The 20,960-nt window shown below is 69.3% G+C and carries 20 protein-coding genes and 1 pseudogene; 14 read left to right on the top strand and 7 right to left on the bottom strand.

Annotated elements, in window-relative coordinates; all coding sequences use genetic code 11:
• The first annotated feature begins 7 nt into the window (after window positions 1-7).
• On the top strand, window positions 8-190 hold the full coding sequence (locus tag GGQ96_RS18895; protein ID WP_184116958.1) for a YbdD/YjiX family protein: 183 nt from the start codon (window positions 8-10) through the stop codon (window positions 188-190).
• Here the strand turns inward: GGQ96_RS18895 and GGQ96_RS18890 are convergent.
• A complete protein-coding gene (locus GGQ96_RS18890; RefSeq protein ID WP_184116933.1) occupies window positions 160-825 on the bottom strand; it encodes a DsbA family protein in 666 nt (221 codons plus the stop codon). The genes GGQ96_RS18895 and GGQ96_RS18890 overlap by 31 nt on opposite strands.
• Before the next feature lie 201 nt (window positions 826-1,026).
• A complete protein-coding gene (locus tag GGQ96_RS18885) occupies window positions 1,027-2,277 on the bottom strand; it encodes a phospholipase D-like domain-containing protein (RefSeq protein ID WP_184116932.1) in 1,251 nt (416 codons plus the stop codon).
• A 158-nt stretch (window positions 2,278-2,435) separates the two neighbouring features.
• Here GGQ96_RS18885 and rpoZ point away from each other — a divergent pair, with 158 nt between their 5' ends.
• From rpoZ to GGQ96_RS18835, 10 genes and pseudogenes are all read left to right on the top strand, one after another.
• The gene (gene rpoZ / locus GGQ96_RS18880; protein ID WP_184116931.1) at window positions 2,436-2,780 is read left to right on the top strand and encodes a DNA-directed RNA polymerase subunit omega; all 345 of its coding nucleotides are present in this window, start codon (window positions 2,436-2,438) and stop codon (window positions 2,778-2,780) included.
• Between the two features lie 418 nt (window positions 2,781-3,198).
• Window positions 3,199-3,732: pseudogene (locus tag GGQ96_RS18875) on the top strand (LuxR C-terminal-related transcriptional regulator); the annotation flags it as partial.
• Between the two features lie 40 nt (window positions 3,733-3,772).
• Window positions 3,773-4,156: a hypothetical protein gene (locus GGQ96_RS18870; RefSeq protein ID WP_246360728.1), complete on the top strand. Its 384-nt coding sequence runs from the start codon at window positions 3,773-3,775 to the stop codon at window positions 4,154-4,156.
• Between the two features lie 54 nt (window positions 4,157-4,210).
• On the top strand, window positions 4,211-4,651 hold the full coding sequence (locus tag GGQ96_RS18865; protein WP_184116930.1) for a hypothetical protein: 441 nt from the start codon (window positions 4,211-4,213) through the stop codon (window positions 4,649-4,651).
• A gap of 19 nt (window positions 4,652-4,670) precedes the next feature.
• Window positions 4,671-5,174 (top strand): MarR family winged helix-turn-helix transcriptional regulator, encoded by a 504-nt coding sequence (locus GGQ96_RS18860; protein WP_184116929.1) that lies wholly within the window; start codon window positions 4,671-4,673, stop codon window positions 5,172-5,174.
• A gap of 80 nt (window positions 5,175-5,254) precedes the next feature.
• Window positions 5,255-5,749, top strand: coding sequence for a dihydrofolate reductase (locus tag GGQ96_RS18855; protein WP_184116928.1), 495 nt, complete (start codon window positions 5,255-5,257; stop codon window positions 5,747-5,749).
• 14 nt (window positions 5,750-5,763) lie between these two features.
• The gene (locus tag GGQ96_RS18850; RefSeq protein ID WP_184116927.1) at window positions 5,764-6,699 is read left to right on the top strand and encodes a bifunctional riboflavin kinase/FAD synthetase; all 936 of its coding nucleotides are present in this window, start codon (window positions 5,764-5,766) and stop codon (window positions 6,697-6,699) included.
• The gene (gene ileS, locus GGQ96_RS18845; RefSeq protein ID WP_184116926.1) at window positions 6,696-9,491 is read left to right on the top strand and encodes an isoleucine--tRNA ligase; all 2,796 of its coding nucleotides are present in this window, start codon (window positions 6,696-6,698) and stop codon (window positions 9,489-9,491) included. The genes GGQ96_RS18850 and ileS overlap by 4 nt, the downstream gene beginning before the upstream one ends.
• Window positions 9,488-9,994, top strand: coding sequence for a signal peptidase II (gene lspA / locus GGQ96_RS18840; protein ID WP_184116925.1), 507 nt, complete (start codon window positions 9,488-9,490; stop codon window positions 9,992-9,994). Before ileS ends, lspA begins: the two co-directional genes overlap by 4 nt.
• The gene (locus GGQ96_RS18835) at window positions 9,987-10,388 is read left to right on the top strand and encodes a DUF3035 domain-containing protein (RefSeq protein ID WP_184116924.1); all 402 of its coding nucleotides are present in this window, start codon (window positions 9,987-9,989) and stop codon (window positions 10,386-10,388) included. The genes lspA and GGQ96_RS18835 overlap by 8 nt, the downstream gene beginning before the upstream one ends.
• Before the next feature lie 259 nt (window positions 10,389-10,647).
• Here GGQ96_RS18835 and GGQ96_RS18830 read toward each other — a convergent pair whose 3' ends face one another.
• The 5 genes from GGQ96_RS18830 to GGQ96_RS18810 form a co-directional block, all read right to left on the bottom strand.
• Window positions 10,648-11,472 carry a TorF family putative porin gene (locus GGQ96_RS18830; RefSeq protein ID WP_184116923.1) on the bottom strand — a complete coding sequence of 275 codons (825 nt, stop codon included), beginning with the start codon at window positions 11,470-11,472 and terminating at the stop codon, window positions 10,648-10,650.
• A 205-nt stretch (window positions 11,473-11,677) separates the two neighbouring features.
• On the bottom strand, window positions 11,678-12,949 hold the full coding sequence (locus GGQ96_RS18825) for a mechanosensitive ion channel family protein (RefSeq protein ID WP_343059128.1): 1,272 nt from the start codon (window positions 12,947-12,949) through the stop codon (window positions 11,678-11,680).
• Window positions 12,946-14,142: a cystathionine beta-lyase gene (gene metC, locus GGQ96_RS18820; protein WP_184116922.1), complete on the bottom strand. Its 1,197-nt coding sequence runs from the start codon at window positions 14,140-14,142 to the stop codon at window positions 12,946-12,948. Before metC ends, GGQ96_RS18825 begins: the two co-directional genes overlap by 4 nt.
• Complete coding sequence (locus tag GGQ96_RS18815) at window positions 14,139-14,972, bottom strand: sulfurtransferase (protein WP_184116921.1); 834 nt, start codon at window positions 14,970-14,972, stop codon at window positions 14,139-14,141. Before GGQ96_RS18815 ends, metC begins: the two co-directional genes overlap by 4 nt.
• Window positions 14,973-15,067: 95 nt before the next feature.
• Window positions 15,068-16,612, bottom strand: a complete 1,545-nt coding sequence (locus GGQ96_RS18810; RefSeq protein WP_184116920.1) for a cryptochrome/photolyase family protein — start codon at window positions 16,610-16,612, stop codon at window positions 15,068-15,070.
• 28 nt (window positions 16,613-16,640) lie between these two features.
• Between GGQ96_RS18810 and queF the strand changes: the two genes are divergently transcribed.
• The 3 genes from queF (at window position 16,641) to GGQ96_RS18795 (ending at window position 20,808) form a co-directional block, all read left to right on the top strand.
• Entirely contained in the window at window positions 16,641-17,087 is a 447-nt protein-coding gene (queF, locus tag GGQ96_RS18805) for a preQ(1) synthase (protein WP_184116919.1), read from the top strand.
• 121 nt (window positions 17,088-17,208) lie between these two features.
• A complete protein-coding gene (locus GGQ96_RS18800; protein WP_425506715.1) occupies window positions 17,209-19,479 on the top strand; it encodes a glycosyltransferase family 4 protein in 2,271 nt (756 codons plus the stop codon).
• 48 nt (window positions 19,480-19,527) lie between these two features.
• Complete coding sequence (locus GGQ96_RS18795) at window positions 19,528-20,808, top strand: glycoside hydrolase family 130 protein (protein ID WP_184116917.1); 1,281 nt, start codon at window positions 19,528-19,530, stop codon at window positions 20,806-20,808.
• Window positions 20,809-20,960: the final 152 nt, after the last annotated feature.

The raw sequence follows: 20,960 nt of genomic DNA, 5'->3' as shown, positions 1-20,960 counted from the left end.
GGGCGCCATGCGGCGGGTGCTGGCTCGGCTGGCGCAGATGGCGCGGCTGATGGTCGGGATGCCCGACTACGACGCCTATTGCCGGCACATGGCCGCGCATCATCCGGAGCGCGCGCCGATGAGCCGCGCCGCCTTCTTCCGCGACCGCCAGCAGGCGCGCTACGGCAGCGGCGGCGGGCGCTGCTGCTGAGCCACGCGCGCCTGGGCGAAGGTGTCGGCGAAGCCGCCCTCGTCCATCGCGCCGGTGACGATCAGCGGGCCGACCAGATAGGCCGGCGTCCCCGCCAGTCCCAGCGTCGCGGCGGCACGGGCATTGGCGGCGAGCAGGGCGTCGATCGCCGCGCCCCGCCCGTCCAGGTCGCGGAGCAGCCGGTCCCCGTCGCCGCCGGCCGCCGTGACGGTTTCGCCCAGCACGGCGTCGGTCAGCGCGCGGCGCTCGGCCATCAGTGCGCGGTGGACCGCCGGGTAGAGCGACCCCGAAGCCAGCGCGACCCGCGCCGCCCGGCGCGACGCGTCGCCGAAGATCGGCCAGTCGCGATAGACCAGCCGGACCCGGCCATCCGCCGCGACCGCCCGGTGCATCGCCGGATCGGCGCGCCGGCAGGCCGGGCAGCGATAGTCGGTGAAGACCTGCATCGTCAGATCGGCGCTCGCCGGATCCATGGAGGGAGCGGACCGGTCCGTGAGAATGGCTTGCACCGCCGGATCGTCACCTGTTTCCCGCGTGTCGTCCGGCGCGCGGGCGATCAGCTTTCCCACGGTCCAGCCGCCCGCCACCATCGCGACCAGCAGCATCAGGTCGCGCCGGGCGATCACATCGGGCATGGCGCGGCCGAAATGTCGGCAGGATGACGGACGCGGAGGCGCGGAGCGTGCGGAGGCCGTTTCGATCCTGACGGCTGCGTCGCCACATCATGAACGATCATGACGCGGGCCTGCGGCCGCGCCAGCAACCCTCTCCGCGCCCTCGCGCCGCCGCGTGAAACCATCGTCTTCGTCACCCGACCGGCATGACGCCGTCCGCCCTCATTCGTCGATCCCGAAATTCAGCCCCCGCGACACGCTGGGATCGACCACCGCGAGCAGCAGATAGGCGCCGAACTGCTTGGCGCGCTGCCACCAGCCGGTCGCCGCCTTGTAGCCGTCCAGCGTCACTTCGGTCGATTGGGCGACCTCGCCATCGACATAGCGGCGGACATGGTCGGCGAAGGCGCGGTCCTTGATCCGCAGCATCAGCTCCAGGTTGATGAACAGGCTTCGCATGTCGAAATTGGCGGAGCCGATATGGACGGCGTCGTCGATGACATAGAGCTTGGTGTGCAGCTTGGTCGGCGCATATTCGTACAGGCGCACGCCCCGGCGCAGGAGACCGGCATAGGAGAAACGCGCCGCCGCGATGGTCGCGTTGTTGTCGGACCGGGCGGCGGTGACGACGCGGACGCGGTGGCTGTCGCGGCCGGCGCGCTCGATCCGGCGGAGCAGCAGCGGGCTGGGCAGGAAATAGCCGGCGACCATGTCGATGCACCGCCCGCGCGCCATGTCGTCGCGCACCGTCCGCGCCCAGGGCGACAGTTTCCGCGTCGGCCCGCCGATCAGCCAGCGCAACGCTCCTTGCGTCTCGCTGTAGCGCGCCAGGATCTTGTTGAGCGGTCGGACGCGCAGCTTGGGATGCTTGGTCGCCTGGTGCAGCGCGTCGAAATAGTCGCCCATTCGTGCCGCCGCCGGTCCCTCGACCAGCAGGCCGAGGTCGCGCCATGCCTGATCGGCGACGGTGCCGAAATAGTCGTCCTCGACATTGAAGCCGCCGATGATGATCCGCGCCCGGTCCGGCGTCTCCGCGTCGGCGAGCGCCAGCTTCTGGTGGTTGCGCAGCAGATAGCGCCGGCCGAAGCGCGGCGCGAAGCGGCACAGGTCGATCCCCGCTTCGCCGAGCGGCGCGAAGAAGGCATCGGGCGTGTCGTCGCTGCCGAAGCCGTCGATCAGCAGCGCGACCGCCACCCCGCGCCGGGCAGCGGCGACCAGCGCGTCGTTCACCCGCCGCCCCGCGCCGTCATCGGCGTAGATGTAATAGAGGATGCGCAAGCTGGTATGCGCCGAGTCGATGAGCGCGACCAGCGCGTCGAGGCGGCGCGGGCCGGTGTCGAGCAGGGTCAGGCGGTTGCCGTCGACGGTGAAGACCGGTTGTTCCGGCCGCGCCGCCGGAGGCGCCGGCGGTGGGGCGGCGGCGCGCGGGCGATCGGCCAACGGGGCGGCCGACGGGACGATGGCGAGCGTCATGATGCTGTTCTACGCACCAGCCGCCCGGTCGATCCGGAATTGATCCGGGACCGTCACGATTCCGCGCAGGAGCCGGCCTGGGGGTTTTCCTTGACTTTTCGGCGGCCGGTGGATAGCCGCTCACGCTTCTCCTGATTCCGGTTTCCGAAGGACACGGCATGGCACGCGTCACCGTCGAGGATTGCGTCGACAAGATTCCCAACCGTTTCGATCTGGTGCTGTTCGCCGCCCAGCGCGCGCGGCAGATTTCGGGCGGCGCGGAGCTGACGCTCGACCGCGATCGCGACAAGAACCCGGTCGTCGCGCTGCGCGAGATCGCCGAGGAGACGGTGCGTCCCGACAATCTCGAGGAGTCGGTCGTCAACAGCCTGCAGAAGGTGCGGATCGACGACGAGGACGAGGCGGACGAGATCGGCAGCCTGGCCGCATCGGCCGAGGCGCTGCGCCTTACGGCCGCCGCGCCGCCGCGCAACCAGAATCTGGGCGCCGATTACGACGGCTGATCGCCGGACGCAGGCTTCAGAACGGAAAAGGGGCTGCGACGGCGACGTCGCGGCCCCTTTTCCATGACCGCGCGCACGAGCCGGGAGGACCGATTCCCGCATCGCTCGTCTGCTGATGGGAAGCCGCGCAGAAGCCCTGGGCGGTCGGCAAGATCCTCCGCCACCCCGGCGGAGGCCCGTCCGGTCTGCGGGGTATCGCCAAGGTCCCGTCTTTGCCGCGGCGACGGGCGGGTGCGCACCGGTCCCCCCGACGGACGCAGCCCTTGCCGCCGCTGCTTCCCGTTCCAGACTAGTAACATAGCCCGCTTTTTCGCGCCGATTTCGACGCATCGGCGCACGCGCGGCATTGCGCTTGCCCGGCATTGGCCGCCATTGATCCGTTACGGATGCTGATCGATTCACGCGGCTTGCCCCGCGCCATCGCGAATGTCTGCGACTGGTGCGCCAGCTCAAGAGTTCCAAGCAGATCGCGGGCGAACTCGGCATCGCGCCCGGCACCGTTGACGGTTACCTGACCGAAGCGGCGGAGATCATCGGCGTGCGCGGCCGCGCCGCCGCCGCCAACGCCCTGGCCGAACACGAGGCCGCGCTGCGTCTGGGCGACGGCCCGGCCGCGCCGCCCTCGAATCCGGTCCCAAATCCACCCCCCGGAATCCCGGGGGTGGAATCGGCCGGGGTGGTGGAAGCCGCCGTTTTCCCCGCATTTCCGGTCTCGCCGGACAGGGTGGACCCCGTCGCCGCGGCGCCGTCCCGGACCGGGTCGGCGGCGGCATCGGGGTTCCGCCTGCCGCTCCGGCGCAAGGGGGAGCTGGGCAATGACCTGAGCATGGGCCAGCGCCTCCTGTGGATACCGGCCCTGGCCCTCGCCTCCGTGGTGGGGTTCGGTACGCTGGTGACCGCGCTCGAAACGCTGACCGGGCTACTCGGACGAGTCTGGCAGCTGCCCACATAGTCCGCACAGGGGGCGCTCCCAGGGGGGAGCGGACGCATGAATGACCCAGATGCTGCACACCATTCCGACCGACGCCGTGGCGATGCCCGCCGCCGAGGAACTGACGAACACGCTGCGCGCCTTCGAACAGGCGATCGATGACAGCTTCGCGCTGGGCGGCCGACTCGCCGCACTGCTGCCTGCCGCCCGCAGCGAGGCGCGGCTGTCCGCGGTGGTCGGGCAGGGCGTATTCGACCGGGTCTGCCAGGCGCTGACCGCGATGGGCGAGGCGCGTGGCCATGCCGTCGCCAGCCATCGCCTGCTGGACAAGATCAACCAGCAGGTCGGCTATGTCGTCGCCTATGGCGACGAGCAGCCGAAGCCGGGCGACGACAATTATGGTCGGAACAGCGCCAGCATCGTGTCGATCCGCGACGCGGCCTGATCGCACCGCCGCCAGTCGACTCGCCCGATCCACGTCGCCCCGATCCACCGCGCCATGGCCCTGCACATCCTGATCTTCAACGCCGTCCAGATCCTGGTGTGCGGCTATGCGTGGTGGCGGGGCGGCCAGCCCGAGCGGGTGGTCGCGCTGCTGCTGATGGTGGCGGGGTTGGGCACGCTGCTGCTGCCGGCCGTGCCGCGCGGCTTCGACCAGCTCCACTGGCGGGTGCTGGCGATCGACGTGGCGCTGCTTGCGCCGCTGGTCGTGGTGGCCGTGCGGGCGGCACGGTTCTGGCCGCTCTGGCTGGCGGCGATGCACCTGATCGCGATCGCGGTGCATTTCGCCAAGGCCTATCACCCGTTCCTGCTGCCGTGGATCTATGCCGTCGCGGTCGGTCAGCTCGCCTATGCGATGCTCGCCCTGCTGCTGGTCGGCACGGTCCGCCACCAGCAGCGCCGCCGCGCGGCCGGCGCCGACCCCGACTGGTCGGCTTGACCAACAATCGAGACCTATCGTGACCCATCCCATTCGCCTGGTCCGCTGGCCGGACCCGCACCATGCCCCGTGGCAGGACCCGCCGACCACCGCGCAGGTCGCGGTCGGACGCGGTTCCGGGGCGGCGGCCGAGGTGCCGGCCGAGCCGAAACCCGCCGATCCCGACGCGGATCGGCCCGCCGCACCCGAACAGCCCAGCTATGCCGAGCGGGCGGTCGCGCTCTACGAGCAGCGCCGCTTGCGCCAGCGCCTGTTCGGCCATCCCGACGGGCTGTTCCAGGAACCGGCCTGGGACATGCTGCTGCACCTGTTCATCCAGCAGGAGCGCGGCGAGCGCGTGCCGATCTCCAACCTGTCGAGCGCATCCTGCGTCCCGCAGACCACGGCGCTGCGCTGGATCAAGGTGCTGGAGCGCGAGGGGCTGGCCCAGTGCTGGCAGAGCAAGAGCGACGCGCGCGTCCGCTACGTCACGCTGACGCCGCACGCGCAGGACATCATGCTGCGCTATCTCGACCGGATCTAGCTGGCCGCGCTTCGTCTTCATGGAAAGGCCCGACGCCCCGCGACCTTGCCGTGCGCGGCGGGGCAGGGCAGGGCGGCGGCATGATCTCCTTCCACCTCGCGCGGGCCGACAATGGCGTGATCGGCGTCGACGGGCGGCTGCCCTGGCACCTGCCCGCCGATCTCAAGCGGTTCAAGGCGCAGACGCTCGGCCGGCCGATGATCATGGGGCGCAAGACCTTCGACAGCTTCCCCGCGCCGCTGCCCGGCCGGCGCCATATCGTGCTGACCCGCGACCGCGCCTGGTCGGCGACGGGCGCCGAGGTCGCGCATGACCCGGCGGCGGCGCTGGCGCTGGCCGGCGACGATGCGGCGGTGATCGGCGGCGCGGAGATCTTCGCGCTGTTCACCCCCGACCGGATCGAGCTCACCGAGGTCCATGTCGACGCGCTGGGCGATACGCGGGTGCCGGACTTCGCCGGCTGGCGCGAGGTGGCGCGCGAGGACCGCCCGGCGATGGACGGCCGCCCCGCCTACAGCTTCGTCACGCTGCTGCCACCGGTCGAATCGACCCTATCGCCAAGCCCGCGCGGCTAAGCTACAGCGCGGCCATGCAGCGGCTCGACGGCGGCTCGGCCATTCCGCCCCATCTTGCCGGCGGGATCGTCGCGCTCGGCAATTTCGACGGCTTTCACCTCGGACATCAGGCGGTGGTCGGGGAAGCGGTCGCGCGCGCGCGGCACGAGGGCCGGCCGGCGCTGGTCGCGACCTTCGACCCCCATCCGGTGCGCCATTTCGTCCCTGACACGCCACCCTTCCGCCTGACCACGCTCGACCAGCGCGAACGGCTGTTCGCCGAGGCGGGCGCGGACGCGATGCTGGTGTTCGGATTCGATGCCGCGCTCGCCAGCCTGGATGCCGAGGCGTTCGTCGCCGAGCGGCTGGTCGAGCGGCTGCGGGTCGCGGGCGTGGTGACGGGCCAGGACTTCACCTTCGGCCGCCGCAAGTCGGGCGATGCGGGGGTGCTGGCGCGGCTGGGCGCGCGCCACGGCTTCTCCGCCACCGCCGTCGCTCCGGTCACGCTGGACGGCGAGCCGGTCTCCTCCAGCCGCATCCGCGCGCATTTGCGCCTGGGCGAGATGCGCGAGGCGGCCCGGCTGCTCACCCGTCCGTTCACGATCCAGGGCGTGGTGGAGCATGGCGACAAGGTCGGCCGCACGATCGGCTATCCAACCGCCAATCTCCAGCTCGGCCAGTATCTCCGCCCGGCCTATGGCATCTATGCGGTGCGCGGACGGCTGGACGACGGGCGGGTGCTGGACGGCGCCGCCAATCTGGGCATCCGACCGCAGTTCACGCCGCTGAAGGAACTGCTGGAGCCGCATTTCTTCGACTTCACCGGCGATCTGTACGGCCGCCGGCTGGAGGTCGAGCTGATCGAATACCTCCGCCCCGAGGCGATGTTCGACGGACTGGATGCGCTGATCGCGCAGATGGACGCCGATTGTCTGCGGGCGCGGGAGGTTCTAGGGGCCGCGCACTCATGACCGACGCATCTTCGACCCAAGAGCCCGCGCGCGACTGGCGCGACACCGTCTTCCTGCCGAAGACCGACTTCCCGATGAAGGCGGGCCTGGCCGCCAAGGAGCCGGCGATCCTGGAGCGCTGGGCGCGGATCGGCCTGTACCAGAAGCTGCGCGCGGCGCGGGCGGGGCGCGAGCTGTTCGTGCTGCACGACGGCCCCCCTTACGCCAATGGCGACATCCATATGGGCCATGCAATGAACAAGGTGCTGAAGGACGTGATAGTCCGCAGCCAGTCGCTGCTCGGCAAGGATGCGCCCTATGTGCCCGGCTGGGACTGCCACGGCCTGCCGATCGAGTGGAAGGTCGAGGAGGCCTATCGCGCGAAGAAGCTGAACAAGGACGACGTGCCCGTCGACCAGTTCCGCGCCGAGTGCCGCGCCTATGCGGCCAAGTGGGTCGACGTGCAGCGCGGCGAGTTCGAGCGGCTGGGCGTGATGGGCGACTGGTCCGACCCGTACCTGACCATGAACTACGACGCCGAGGCGGCGATCGTCGGCGAGCTGCTCAAGTTTGCCGAGAGCGGCCAGCTCTATCGCGGCGCCAAGCCGGTGATGTGGTCGCCGGTCGAGAAGACCGCGCTGGCCGAGGCCGAGGTCGAATATGAGGATGTCGTGTCGACCCAGATCGACGTGGCGTTCGAGATCGTCGAGGCCCCCAACGCACCCGAACTGGTCGGCGCGCAGGCGGTGATCTGGACGACGACGCCCTGGACGATCCCGGTCAACCAGGCGCTCGCTTACGGTCCGGAGGTCGATTACGTGCTGGTCGCCGACGAGGGCGGTCGCCGCTTCCTGGTTGCCGACGCGCTGGTCGAATCCTTCGCGGCGCGCGCCGGCATCGCACTGACCCGCACCGGCTGGGCGGGCAAGGGCGCGCAGTTGGACGGCGCCGTCGTCCGCCACCCGATGCACGCCCTGGGCGGTTTCTTCGCCAAGCCGCGGCCGATGCTGCCGGGCGAGTTCGTCACCACCGATGCCGGCACCGGCCTGGTCCATATGGCCCCGGACCATGGCGAGGACGACTTCCTGCTCTGCAAGCAGTTCGGCATCGATCCGGTCTTTGCGGTCGATGCCGCCGGCCTGTACCGGCCTGACTGGGCGTGGCTGGGCGGGCAGGGCTCGGTCATCAACAAGAAGTTCGTCGCCAGCGACGGGCCGATCTGCACCGACCTGCGGGGCGCCGGCGCGCTGCTCGCCGCGTCGGACGACTTCCGGCACAGCTATCCGCATAGCTGGCGCTCCAAGGCCAAGGTGATCTTCCGCGCGACGCCGCAATGGTTCATCCCGATGGACCGCAGCGGCGTGGCGGAGGTCGACGGCGGCAACGGCAATGGCGCGACCCTGCGCGAACTGGCGCTCGATTCGATCGCGCGGACCCAGTGGGTGCCGCCACGCGCCGAGAACCGGATCACCGCGATGGTGCAGGGCCGCCCCGACTGGGTGATCAGCCGCCAGCGCGCCTGGGGCGTGCCGATCGCGCTCTATGTCAACCGCACGACCGGCGAATATCTGAACGACCCGGCGGTCAATGCGCGCATCGTCGAGGCTTTCCGCGCGGGCGGCGCGGATGCCTGGTTCACCGGCGACCATCAGGCGCTGCTGGGCGAGGGCTATACGCTCGCCGACTGGGCGCCGCAGAACGACATTCTCGACGTGTGGTTCGATTCGGGCTGCACGCACGTCTTCACCGTGGAGGCGCGTTACGGCGCGGGCGTGCGCGCCAACCTGTACCTGGAAGGGTCGGACCAGCATCGCGGCTGGTTCCAGTCGTCGCTGCTGGAAAGCTGCGGCACGCGCGGCCGCGCGCCGTACGACGCGGTGCTGACGCACGGCTTCGCGCTCGACGACAAGGGACGCAAGATGTCCAAGTCGCTGGGCAATGTCGTCGATCCGCTCAAGGTGATCGGCGAGTCGGGCGCGGACATTCTGCGCATGTGGGTCGCCTCGACCGACTATTTCGACGATGTGCGGATCGGCAAGGAAGTGCTGGCGACCGCGTCGGACGCCTATCGCAAGCTGCGCAACACCTTCCGCTATCTGCTCGGCGCGCTCGACGGCTTCACCGCCGAAGAGGCGGTGGCGGTCGAGGCGATGCCCGAGCTGGAGCGCTACGTCCTCCACCGGCTGGGCATGATTGACACCGAGCTGCGCACCGCGGCGACCGGTTACGAGTTCAACCGCTATGTCCGGCTGCTGACCGATTTCGCCAATGAGGATCTGAGCGCCTTCTTCTTCGACGTGCGCAAGGACAGCCTCTATTGCGACGCCGCCGACAGCCTGAAGCGGCGCAGCTATCGCACCGTGCTCGACATCCTGTTCCATGCGCTGGTCCGCTATGCCGCGCCGATCCTCTGCTTCACCGCCGAGGAAGTGTGGCAGGCGCGCTTCCCGAGCGAGGAGGGGTCGGTCCATCTGCTCGAATGGCCCGAACTGCCGGCGCTCGACGGCGACGCGCCGCTCGGCACCCGCTGGCAGGGCGTGCGTGCGCTGCGCGAGACGGTGACCGAAGCGATCGAGCCGCTGCGCCGCGCCAAGACGATCCGTTCCAGCCTGGAAGCCGAAGTGACGGTGCCGGCCACGCCGCTGCCGGAGGCGGAGCTGGCCGAACTGTTCATCGTCGCCGACGTGCGCGCGGGCGAGGACGTGGCGGTCGCGCGGACCGAGCGGCACAAATGCGGCCGCTGCTGGCGCCACCTGCCCGAGGTGACGACCGACGGCGACCTGTGCGACCGTTGCGCCGAGGTCGTGGCATGACGCTGCCCAAGCGGGGCCTGCTCGCGGCATTGGCGCTGTTCGCGATCGACCAGCTCGTCAAATGGGCGGTCACCGGACCGCTCGGCCTGGATCACCTGGGGGCGGAGCGCTATGTCGCGCCGATCTTCTCGCTGCGCTTCGTGCCCAATGTCGGCGTGTCGCTGGGCCTGCTGCCCGCCGACGGCAGCGCCACGCGCTGGGCGCTGGTGGCGATGACCGGCGCAATCGCGATCGGCGTCGCCATCTGGATGACGCGCGAGAAGCATCCGACCGACCAGGTCGCGTTGGGGCTGGTGCTGGGCGGTGCGCTCGGCAACATCCTCGACCGGGTGCGGTTCGGCTATGTGGTCGATTTCGCCGATCTGCACTTCGGTGACTGGCGACCCTTTTTGGTCTTCAATGTCGCCGATGCGGCGATTACCATCGGTGTTCTGGTGCTGCTGCTCCGTGCCTTTCTGTCGCGCGACAAGGCCGCGCCTTCTGTGGAGAGTCCCCATGCGTAACTTCGTGGCCATCGTCGGAGCGGCGGCGCTCCTTGCCGGTTGCGGCGCCGGCCGTTCGCTCGACCGGGCGCGGCCCGACGAATTCGCCGTCGCGCGCCAGCCTCCGCTGGTGATTCCGCCCGATTACGCCCTGGTCCCACCGCAGCCGGGCACGGCGCGGCCGCAGGACACTGCCGGCCAGCAGGACACGATCGACGCCCTGTTCGGCAGCGCGCCGCGCAGCGCGTCCGAGCGGGCGGCGCTGGACCAGGCGGGGGCGGACGCCGCCACGCCCGGCATCCGCTCCTCGGCCGGCGATCCGCAGACCAACGTGATCGACAAGGGCGAGACCACCCGCAGCATCGTCGCCGCGCCCGCCGGCGACGGACAGGACGCCCGCGCCACCGCGAACTGATCGGCGAGAGGGGGTTCGCGGTTGGGTAAAGCTTTCGCCTGACCCCTTGTCCCATCCCGGCGAAGGCCGGGATCCAGTTGGGGAGGTTCGCGGATCATCAGAGGCGTTCCGTAGCTCGGCCCCGGCCTTCGCCGGGATGGGACCGGTTTCGTTTGACTGGTCACGAAAAGGGCCGGCGTTCCCCCTGCGGAACGCCGGCCCTTCGTCGTTCGGGCGGCGGTGGCTTCCCCCGAAGCCACCGCCGCCGTCGTGGGTGAAATCAGAAGGCGGCGGTCAGCGAGAACACCACCGTGCCGCTGGCGATCGAGGCTCCGCCGGGCACCTGGCCCTTGGAGAAATTGGGCTGGAGATAGGCGGACTCGGCCTTGCTGATGTCGGTGTCGATGTACGACACGTTGAACGTCAGGTTCTTGTAGGCGGCGACGTCCGCGCCCAGCGACCAGTCCCAATATTCGCCGGTCGGCGCCAGGCTGGTGCCGTTCGGGCCCAGGCCGGGATTGCCGTGCGAATAGCCGATATGCGCCTTGGCGGTGATCGGCGTGCTGGGCACCGCGACCGCGGCGTCGCCGGTCAGGTAGACATTGTCCTGGCGCTGGCCCCGGCTGTAGGGCGTGTTGGAGAAATTGCCCAGCGAGGTCTGCTTGGGCGCATAATAGGCCCCGGCCGTCAGCGTTGCCGGACCCGCCGCGCCCGACAGGCGGCCGAAGAACTCGACCACGTCCGATTCCGAGAAGCCGCCCGGATAGGTGTACCAGGTGACGCCGGTGTCGATCGTCGCGCTGCCGAATGTGTGCTTGTAGCCGCCGATCGCGTCCAGCTCCATGTTGGCGCCGCCGAACGTGCCCCAGCCCGCCAGGTTGGAGGCGAAGGTGCCGATATAGAAGCCGCTTTCATGCGCGATCGTCAGCGCCGCCTGGACGGCCGCGTTCTTGTTGGTCTGCGAGATGCCGCGCAGACGATAGTCGGTGAGAATCGACGCGCTGCCGCTGACCGTGATCGGCGAGGGCGGCGCGGTGTCCTGCGCCAGGGCAGGGGTGGCGGCCGCGAGCGAAAGCCCGGCGACCAGGAAGTGCGAGAAGCGCATCAGGAGTCTCCCTGAGGGATGAAGCCGATGTCCCCGCCTGCATGCCGAGGGATGCCGCCTCTGTCAGGGCTTGAAGCCCCCGTGCGGTCCGTCCGTCGGTGACAGCGGCATGACAGCCGGTGCCGCACCGCACAAGATGTTTTCGTGCGATGCGTGAGCAACCCGCATCAGCATGTTGCGCGGACGCAACAGCGGACGACCGCGATCAATCGTCGCGCGCGGGCCGCAGCCGCACCTCCCGCTGCGGCACCGGGATGGCGATGCCGTGATCTTTGAACAGCCACCACAAGCGGTTGAGCACATCGGAACGGACATTGCCGACGCCGCCCTCGGGATCGCTGATCCAGGCCAGGATCTCATGCTCGACCGCATATTCGCCGTACGCGGTCAGCCAGACATTGGGCCTGGGGCTTTTCAACACGCGCGGGCTTTCCGCCGCCGCGCGCAGCATCAGGGCCTGCGCCAGCCTGAGGTCGCAGTCATAGCCGACCCGCACCGCGATTCGCACGCGCACGTTACGGTCGGAGAAGGACCAGTTCTCCACCTCCTGCGTCATCAGATTCTCGTTGGGGATCAGATGCTCCTTGCCGTCGCGGGTGAGGACGGAGACGGCGCGCACCCCGATCTTGTTGACCCGGCCGGCTTCCTCGCCGACCACGATCACGTCGCCGGGCTTGATCGAGCGATCCATCAACAGGATGATGCCGGCGATCAGGTTGCCGATCGTCTTTTGCAGGCCGAAGCCGACCGCCAGGCCGAAGGCGCCCGAGAAGATCGCGAAGCTGGTCAGGTCCAGGCCCAGCAGGTCGATGCCGAAGAAGAAGGCGAGGATGACCACGCCGACGCCGACCAGCTTCTGCGCCAGCAGCTTCTGCGTCGGGTCGAGGCCGTTGGCATGGCCGATCGAATGGCCAGCGACCCGATTGACCAGCCGCACGCCCGCGAATAGCGCGACCAGCGTCACGGTCATGCTGATCAGCGTCAGCAGCGACAGCCGGCGCTGCCCGAAGGGAAAGCCGATCCGCTCCAGCACCTGGGTGATCGGCTCCAGCCCGCCGACCGCGCGGCTGAACAGGGTGACGAACAGCACGACCGCGACCAGCCAGGCCGACCAGCGCGGCAGGCCGAGGCCGCGCAGCACCTGATGCGCGGCGCGCGCGGTCGCCAGCCCGGCGGCGAAGCCCAGCGGCAGCGCCGCCAGCGGCGGCCAGGGCCAGACGGTCAGCACGATCGCCAGGAGCAGCGCGGCGCTCAGGTGGCGGAGGATGGCGCTGGTGCGCGTCCAGATGCCCTCGCCATGGCCGGAGGCGTGCTGCTTCCACCACAGGCCGACCGGCGGGCCGAGCCGGCGGCCGGCCAGCACCCCCGCCAGCAGGCAGAGCACCACCAGTCCGGCCGCTACCCCGATCTGGGCCAGGTCACCGCGCGCCGGCGTGGCGAAGCCGGTCGCCCGCCACCAGGCGAGGAGCGGGTTCACCCGGCCGTGGCGCGCCAGGCGGCCAGGCCGCGCTCCAGGTCGGCGATCAGGTCGTCCGGGTCCTCCAGCCCGATCTGGAGGCGGACCATCGGTCCGACATCGTCGCGGGTCGTGACGCTGCGATGGCGCTGCGGATCGATCGGGATCGCCAGACTCTCATAGCCGCCCCAGCTATAGCCGATGCCGAACAGGTCGAGCGTGTCGATCAGCGCGGCGCGGGCGGCGTCGTCGCCGCCCGCCAGGGTGAAGGCGAACAGTCCGCTCGACCCCTGGAAGTCGCGCAGGAACAGGTCGTGGCCGGGGCAGCCCGGCATGGCGGGATGGAGCACGGCCGCCACCTCCGGCCGCTCGACCAGCCAGCGGGCGATGCGCAGCGCGGCCGCCTCGTGGTGGCGCAGCCGGACGGCCATGGTGCGCAGGCCCCGGCTGCCCAGCCACGCATCGTCGGGGCTGGTCACCTGGCCCAGTTGCAGGCTGGCGTCGCGCAAGGCGGCGAACCGGCCGGGGCCGGCGGTGACCGAACCCAGCATCACGTCGGAATGGCCGACGATATACTTGGTGCAGGCCAGGATCGTATAGTCCACGCCCCGTTCGATCGCCGGGAACAGCAGCGGCGTCGCCCAGGTATTGTCGAGCAGGGTGGTCACGCCCCGGGCCCGAGCGGCGGCGACGATGGCGGGCACGTCCTGCACCTCGAAGGTCAGGCTGCCGGGGCTTTCCAGGAAGATGGCGCGGGTGCGCTCGCCGATCAGATCGGCGATGCCGGCCCCGATCATCGGGTCGTAGAAGCGGGTGGTGATCCCCATGCGTTTCAGCAGGCCGTTGGCCAGGTTGCGCGTCGGGTCATAGGCGCTGTCGACCAGCAGCAGCTCGTCGCCCGGCGACAGGACCGCGAGCAAGGCGGTGGAGATGGCGGCGACGCCCGAGGGGTAGAGGAAGGTGCCCTCGGCCCCCGGCTCCAGGCTGGTCAGCGCATCGGCGAGCGACCATTGCGTCGGCGTGCCACGCCGGCCGTAGAACAGCCGGTGATGCGTGTCACGTCCGCCCGCCTCGCGCAGATGCGCGACCGAATCATAGAGGATGGTCGAGGCGCGCCAGACCGGCGGGTTGACGATCCCCGCCGTCCATTCTGGGCGCCGCCCGGCCTGGACGACGCGCGTACCCTCGCGCTTGCCGGTGGCGTCGCCGCTCATGCCGCGTCTCCCAGCGCCTTGGGGGTGTCGGCGCGGCCGCCCCATTCGCTCCAGCTGCCGTCATACAGTGCGGCATCGCGGCCCATCAGGTGGAGCGCGAAGGCGAGCGTCGCGGCGGTCACGCCCGATCCGCAGGTGGTGACGATCGGCCGGTCGAGATCGATGCCGGCGAATTCCGCCGCCAGCGCCTCGCCCCGCTTGTAGGTGCCGTCCGGGTTGAACAGGCGCGGATAATGCAGGCTGCGCGACCCCGGAATATGGCCGGGGGCCGCGCCATGCGGATCGGCCTCCGCGCCGGTGAAGCGGCCGGGCGAGCGTGCGTCGATCACCTGCTCGGCGCCGCTTTCCAGATTGGCGCGCATCTGGTGGAGCGTGCGCAGGTGAGTCGGCGCGAAGCGCGGCGTCGCGTGGCGCGAGCGGGGCGTGGCCGCGCCCGTTTCCAGCGGCCGACCTTCGGCGCGCCATTTGGCGAGACCGCCGTCGAGGATCGCGACGTCGCCGATCTGGTGGTTGCGGATCAGCCACCAGGCCCGCGCGGCGCTCCGCCACGGACTGTCGTCATAGAGGATGATGCGGGTGCCGTCGCCCAGGCCTAGCCGTCCCAGCCGGCTGGCGACCTTGGCGATCGGCGGCAGCATGTTGGGAAGCGCGGAATCGGTATCGCGCAGTTCGGCGAGATCCAGGAAGACCGCGCCTGGGATATGACCCGCGTCAAAGTCGGCGTGCGCATCGCGGCCCAGCGCGGGGTCGAGCAGCGTCGCGTCGGCGATGCGCAGGTCGCGCGCGCCCAGCTCGGCGGCGAGCCATTCGGTGGTGACGAGCGGGTCCAAGACGGCCTCCGGGCGGGCCAGCCTGTCGCGACCTCTACTCGTTCCCCGTGGGCCGGGCGGCCCGTCGACAGGCGCGGGCGGGGGCGAGCCGGGGTTCAGTAGGCCGCGCCGCCGCCGCCGTCGAGAGCGTCGAGGAACGCCGCCGCCTGCGCGCGCGTCGCGTCTTGCGCTTCCGGCGACTGTTTCGCCCAGGTGCGATAGGGCATCGCCATGCGGCGGTTGCCGGCCAGCCGGTCCGCATGCCGGGCGATGAAGTCCCAGTAGAGCGCGTTGAACGGGCAGGCGTCGGGCCCGATCCGCTGCTTCACGTCGTATCGGCAATGGCGGCAATAGTCCGACATCCGGTCGATATAGGCGCCCGAGGAGACATAGGGCTTCGACCCGACCAGCCCGCCATCGCCGAACTGGCTCATCCCCAATGTGTTTGGCAGCTCGACCCATTCATAGGCGTCGACATAGACCTCCAGATACCAGCGGTGGACGGCGGCGGGGTCGGCGCCGATCAGAGCTGCGAAATTGCCGGTCACCATCAGCCGCTGGATATGATGGGCGTGGGCGGTGTCGAGCGTCTGGCCGATCGCTTCGCGCAGGCAGTGCAACTCTGTCTCGCCCGTCCAGTACCAGCCGGGCAGCGGCCGGTGATGGTCCAGATGGTTGCGGTTCACATAGTCCGGCCCTTCGCGCCAGTAGATGCCGCGCATATATTCGCGCCAGCCGATGATCTGGCGGATATAGCCCTCGACGCTGTTGAGGGGCGCGCGCCCGGCGCGATACTCCGACTCCGCCCGGCGGCACAGCGCGAGCGGGTCGAGCAGCCCGGAATTGATATAGGGGCTGAGGATCGAGTGCCAGAGATGCCGCTCGCCGGTCAGCATCGCATCCTCGTAATCGCCGAAGCGGGGCAGCGCGTGGGCGAAGAAGGCGTCGGCCTGGCGCTCGGCATCCGCGGCGGTCACCGCCCAGTCGAACCCGTCGAGCCGGCCGGGATGGTTGGCGAAGCGCCGCCGCACCAGCGCCAGCACCTCGGTGGTGATCGCGTCCGGGGCGAAGGACAAGGGGCGCGGCATCAGCAGGTCCCGTTCGGCGGGCTTCCTGTTCTCCTTGTCGAAATTCCACCGGCCGCCCTCCGGCTGGTCGCCGTCCATCAACAGGCCGGTGCGGCGGCGCATGTCGCGGTAGAAATATTCCATGGTCAGCTCGCGCCGGCCCTCGGCCCATTGTTCGAAGTCGCGATGATCGGCGACGAACCGGTCGTCGGCGCGGATCGCGACGGGCAGGCCGAACAGCGTCTGCCAGCTTTCCAGCATCGCGCGGACCCGCCACTCGCCCGCCTCGGTCACCACGATCCGGTCGGGGGCGTGACGGTCGATGGCGGCGGCGACCGCGCCGGTGAAGCTGTCGGCGGCGTCCCGATCGTCGAGCCGCTGGTAATCGACCGTCCAGCCGGCGGCGCGCAGCGCCTGGGCATGGTGGCGCATCGCCGACAGGATATAGGCGATCTTCTGCTGGTGGTGGCGGACATAGCCCGTCTCCTCGGCCACCTCCATCATCACCACCACACAGGCGTCCCGGTCCTGGTCGTGCAGGGCGGACAGCGATAGGGAGAGCTGGTCGCCCAGCACCGGTATCAGCGTTTTCATTGCCGCATCGTCGTCCTACATGGGCGGCATGACACCGAAATTCCTTGGCCAGACCGCAGCGCTTCCCGACTCACCCGAAGCAGCGGTGCTCGATTACGTTCCCAATCCGCGACCCGGCCGCACCTATCTCGTACGCTTCGCCGCGCCCGAATTCACGTCGCTCTGCCCGGTGACCGGCCAGCCCGACTTCGCGCATCTGGTGATCGACTATGTGCCGCGCGACACGATCGTGGAATCCAAGTCGCTGAAGCTGTTCCTGGGGTCGTTCCGCAACCATGCCGCCTTCCATGAGGATTGCACGGTCGGCATCGGCGAGCGTCTGTTCGAGGAGATGAAGCCGGTGTGGCTGCGCATCGGCGGCTATTGGTATCCGCGCGGCGGCATCCCGATCGACGTGTTCTGGCAATCGGGCGCGCCGCCCGCCGACCTCTGGCTGCCCGACCAGGGCGTCGCGTCCTATCGCGGACGCGGTTGATCGCCATGTCGTATACATGTTGCACTGCAACGGGAAAAGTGGAACCTTTCGCAGGGGTGAACGGTTTGGCTTGATGGCGCATCGCACCGGTTCCACGGTGTGGATGCAATCCCGAGGATCGATGATGGTGCAAGAGTCCGGCGAGATGACGATCAATCACTTGGCGATGATCGGCAATTACTTGCCGCGCCAGTGTGGGATCGCCACCTTCACGACCGACGTGCACCAGGCGATGCGTGACCGGTTCCCGGACATCCGCATGGACGTCTATGCGATGGACGACCATCCCGGCCGCTATGCCTATCCGGATGCGGTGACCGGCGCGATCCCGCAGAACGACCTGTCGGCCTATATCGCCACCGCCCGCACCATCGAGGCGAGCGGCGCGCAGGCGATCTGGGTCCAGCACGAATATGGCATCTATGGCGGCCCGGCGGGCGAGCATCTGCTCGCGCTCCTCGACCGCACGACGCTGCCCGTCGTGGTGACGCTCCACACGGTGCTGGAAAAGCCGAGCGCCGACGAGCGCCGCGTGCTCGAGGGACTGTTGCGCCGCGCCGCGCGGGTGGTGGTGATGGCGGAGCGCGGGCGCGAGATCCTGCAGCGCGTCTATGCCGCCAATCCGCGCCAGATCGCGATGATCGCGCATGGCGTGCCCGACCGCGCGCTGGTCGATCCAGCGACGCTCAAGGAACGGTTCGGCTGGCAGGACCGGCCGGTGGTGCTGACCTTTGGGCTGCTCGCGCCCAACAAGGGCATCGAGACGATCATCGAGGCGCTGCCCAGTGTCGTCGAGCGGCATCCGAATCTGCTCTACGTCGTGCTCGGCGCGACCCACCCCAACCTCGTTGCGCATGAGGGCGAGCGCTATCGCGACAGCCTGAAGACGCTGGCGGCGGACAAGGGCGTCAGCGACAATGTCGCCTTCGTCGACGGCTTCGTCGAGCATGACGAGCTGATCGACTATCTTCAGGCCGCCGACATCTATGCGACGCCCTATCTGAACCCGGCGCAGATCACCTCGGGCACGTTGTCCTATGCGGTCGGCGTCGGCAAGGCGGTGATCTCCACGCCCTATGTCCATGCCACCGAGATCCTGGCGGATGGGCATGGCGTGCTGGTCGACTTCCGCGACGTCGCCGCCTTCGCGCGCGAAATGGACAGGCTGCTGTCCAGCGACCGTGACCGCAACCGACTGTCGCAACGCGCCTATGCGCGCGGCCGCACGATGATCTGGCCGCGGCTCGCTGAAGCGATGCTGGCGGCGACGGAGGCGGCGATCGCGGCGCGTCCCAGGCGATTGGCCCAACCGATGACCGTCCGTCCCCTCAAGCCCGATTTCGCCGCCGTCGAGCGGATGAGCGATGCCACGGGCATGTTGCAGCATTCGATCTATTCGATCCCCGATCGTCGCCACGGCTATTGCATCGACGACAATGCCCGCGCGCTGATGCTGGTCAGTGCGATGCCCGATCTCGAGTCCGTGCAGCGCGACAAGTGGATGACGATCTACGCGTCCTTCCTGCAATATGCCTGGAACCCCGACCGGAGGCGTTTCCGCAATTTCATGCGCTTCGACCGCACCTGGTGCGAGGAGGAGGGGTCGGAGGACTCGAACGGGCGTACGCTCTGGGCGCTCGGCGTCACCGCGCGCGACGCGGCCGAGCAGAAGCATCGCGACTGGGCGGCGGTGATGTTCGACTCGACGGCCAGTCTGGCGCTCGACCTGGGGTCGCTGCGGGCCCAGTCCTTCGCGATGCTGGGCGCTGCGGCGATGCTGGAGGCGAAACCCGGCCACGAGCTGGCGCGCACCATCCTGCAGCGCTTCCCGGACGTGCATCTCGAACTGCTCGCCGAGACGCGTCGGCCCGAATGGCAGTGGTTCGAGATCGTGCTGGCCTATGACAATGCCCGCCTGCCCGAGGCGCTGATCCGGGCCGGTATGGCGTTGGAGCGCGACGACCTGGTGCAATGCGGTCTGGCGACGCTCGACTGGATCGTCTCCAAGCAGACCTCGCCCGAGGGGCGGTTCCGCGCTGTCGGCACGGAGAGCTTCCATCGTCCCTATGCCGATCCGCTCCAGTTCGACCAGCAGCCGCTGGAGGCGCAGGCCACGGTCGACGCCTGCCAGGCGGCGCATGCCGCGACCGGCGACCCGCGCTGGGTGGCGGAAGCCGAGCGCGCCTATGGCTGGTTCATGGGGCTGAACGATCTGGGCCTGCCGCTCGCCAGCGTCGAGGATGGCGGGTGTTTCGACGGGTTGATGCCGACCGGGCTCAACCGCAACCAGGGGGCGGAATCGATCCTGGCGCTGCAACTGGCCAGCTGCACGATTTCAGGGCTTTCGCAGGGGGTCGCGTCCGTGGCAGGAGGCGGTCGCGCCGTCGCGTGACTTGAAGCGCGTCAGGCGGAACGACCATTGCGCGGGGCCGGGGCCAGCATGAATTTGTTCAATCACGAGTTGCGTTTGCACGCCGATCCGTCGCGCGTGGTGGTGCGTCCCTTCCATATCGCCTTTGGCGGTCCGGGCGCCCCGCCCAGCCGTACCGAGCGACTGGTGTCGGAAGTGCTGGCGATGACGCCCGAACAGGCGCGCGAGCAGCTCGAGATCGTGCTCAAGGATTTCGAGGCGCGGCACTGGCAGACGCGCCGGGTGTTCATGACCCGCTATGACGAGATCGAGGATCTGCTGCAGCTCGACGGCGCGGCGATCGGCGACGAGAAACGGCAGTTGATTGGCGCCTATTTCTGCCACGAATACAGCTATGCCGCCGCCGCGTTGATGAACCCCAGCGCGGTGCCGCATTTCGACCAGTCGGGCATGCCGCCGGGCAGCCTGCGCATCCTCATGTCGATGCGTGCGGTGGGCGAGGGGCATATCTCCTCGGTCGCGTTCCGCGAGGGGATCATCACCGATCGCAACCAGATGCGCCTCGCGCCCGAGCCGCCCTTCGCGACCGCCGTCGATACCATCGGCAGCGACCAGCAGGGCGTGCTCGATGGCCCGGTAACGGTCTATCGCCACCGCGACTCGACGCTGTCGGGCACGGTGATCTTCCCCTTCACCGCCGCTCAGTCCAAGGGGCTGGAGGATCTGCGCATCGTGCACTTCCAGCATGATGACGGCAGCTATGAGTGGATCGGGACCTATACCGCCTATAATGGCAGCCAGATCCAGTCGGAGCTGCTGCGCACCCGCGACTTCCGCGCATTCGACCTGGTGCCGATGACCGGCGCGGCCGCGCGCAACAAGGGCATGGCGCTCTTCCCGCGCACCATCGACGGCCAGTATATGATGATCGGCCGGTCGGACGGCGAGAATCTGTTCCTGCTCAAGTCCGGCGACCTGACCCATTGGGATGATGGCGAGAAGATCCTGACCCCGGTCTATCCCTGGGAGCTGGTGCAGATCGGCAATTGTGGACCGCCGATCGAGCTCGACGAAGGCTGGCTGCTGCTGACGCACGGCGTCGGCGCGATGCGCAAATATTCGATCGGCGCGGTGCTGCTCGACAAGGACGATCCGTCGCGGGTGATCGGCCGCACGCGCGAGCCGTTGCTCGCCGCCAAGGACCAGGACCGCGAGGGCTATGTACCCAATGTCGTCTACAGCTGCGGTGCGGTGCGGCATGGCGACACGCTGTTCCTGCCCTACGGCATCGCCGACAGCTCGATCGGCTTCGCCTTCGTGCCGATCAGCGAGCTGCTCGCGGCGATGTAGGGCCCCGGCGTCGATGCGGTTGCGCCATCGGCGACCGCATCTTTCCGCTGACGTTGAGAAAAAAGTCGCATCCGTGACAAAAACCGTTTGACGGGCTGGTTCGGCGTCCTTAGAGGGCCTTTCACCGCAGCGCTGGACCGGGTGGTTCGGAG

The sequence above is a fragment of the Sphingomonas abaci genome (genome assembly GCF_014199625.1).
Taxonomy (GTDB): Bacteria; Pseudomonadota; Alphaproteobacteria; order Sphingomonadales; family Sphingomonadaceae; genus Sphingomonas; species Sphingomonas abaci.
Note: the sequence above shows the minus strand (reverse complement) of the source record. Positions and strands in the feature narration are given on the sequence as shown.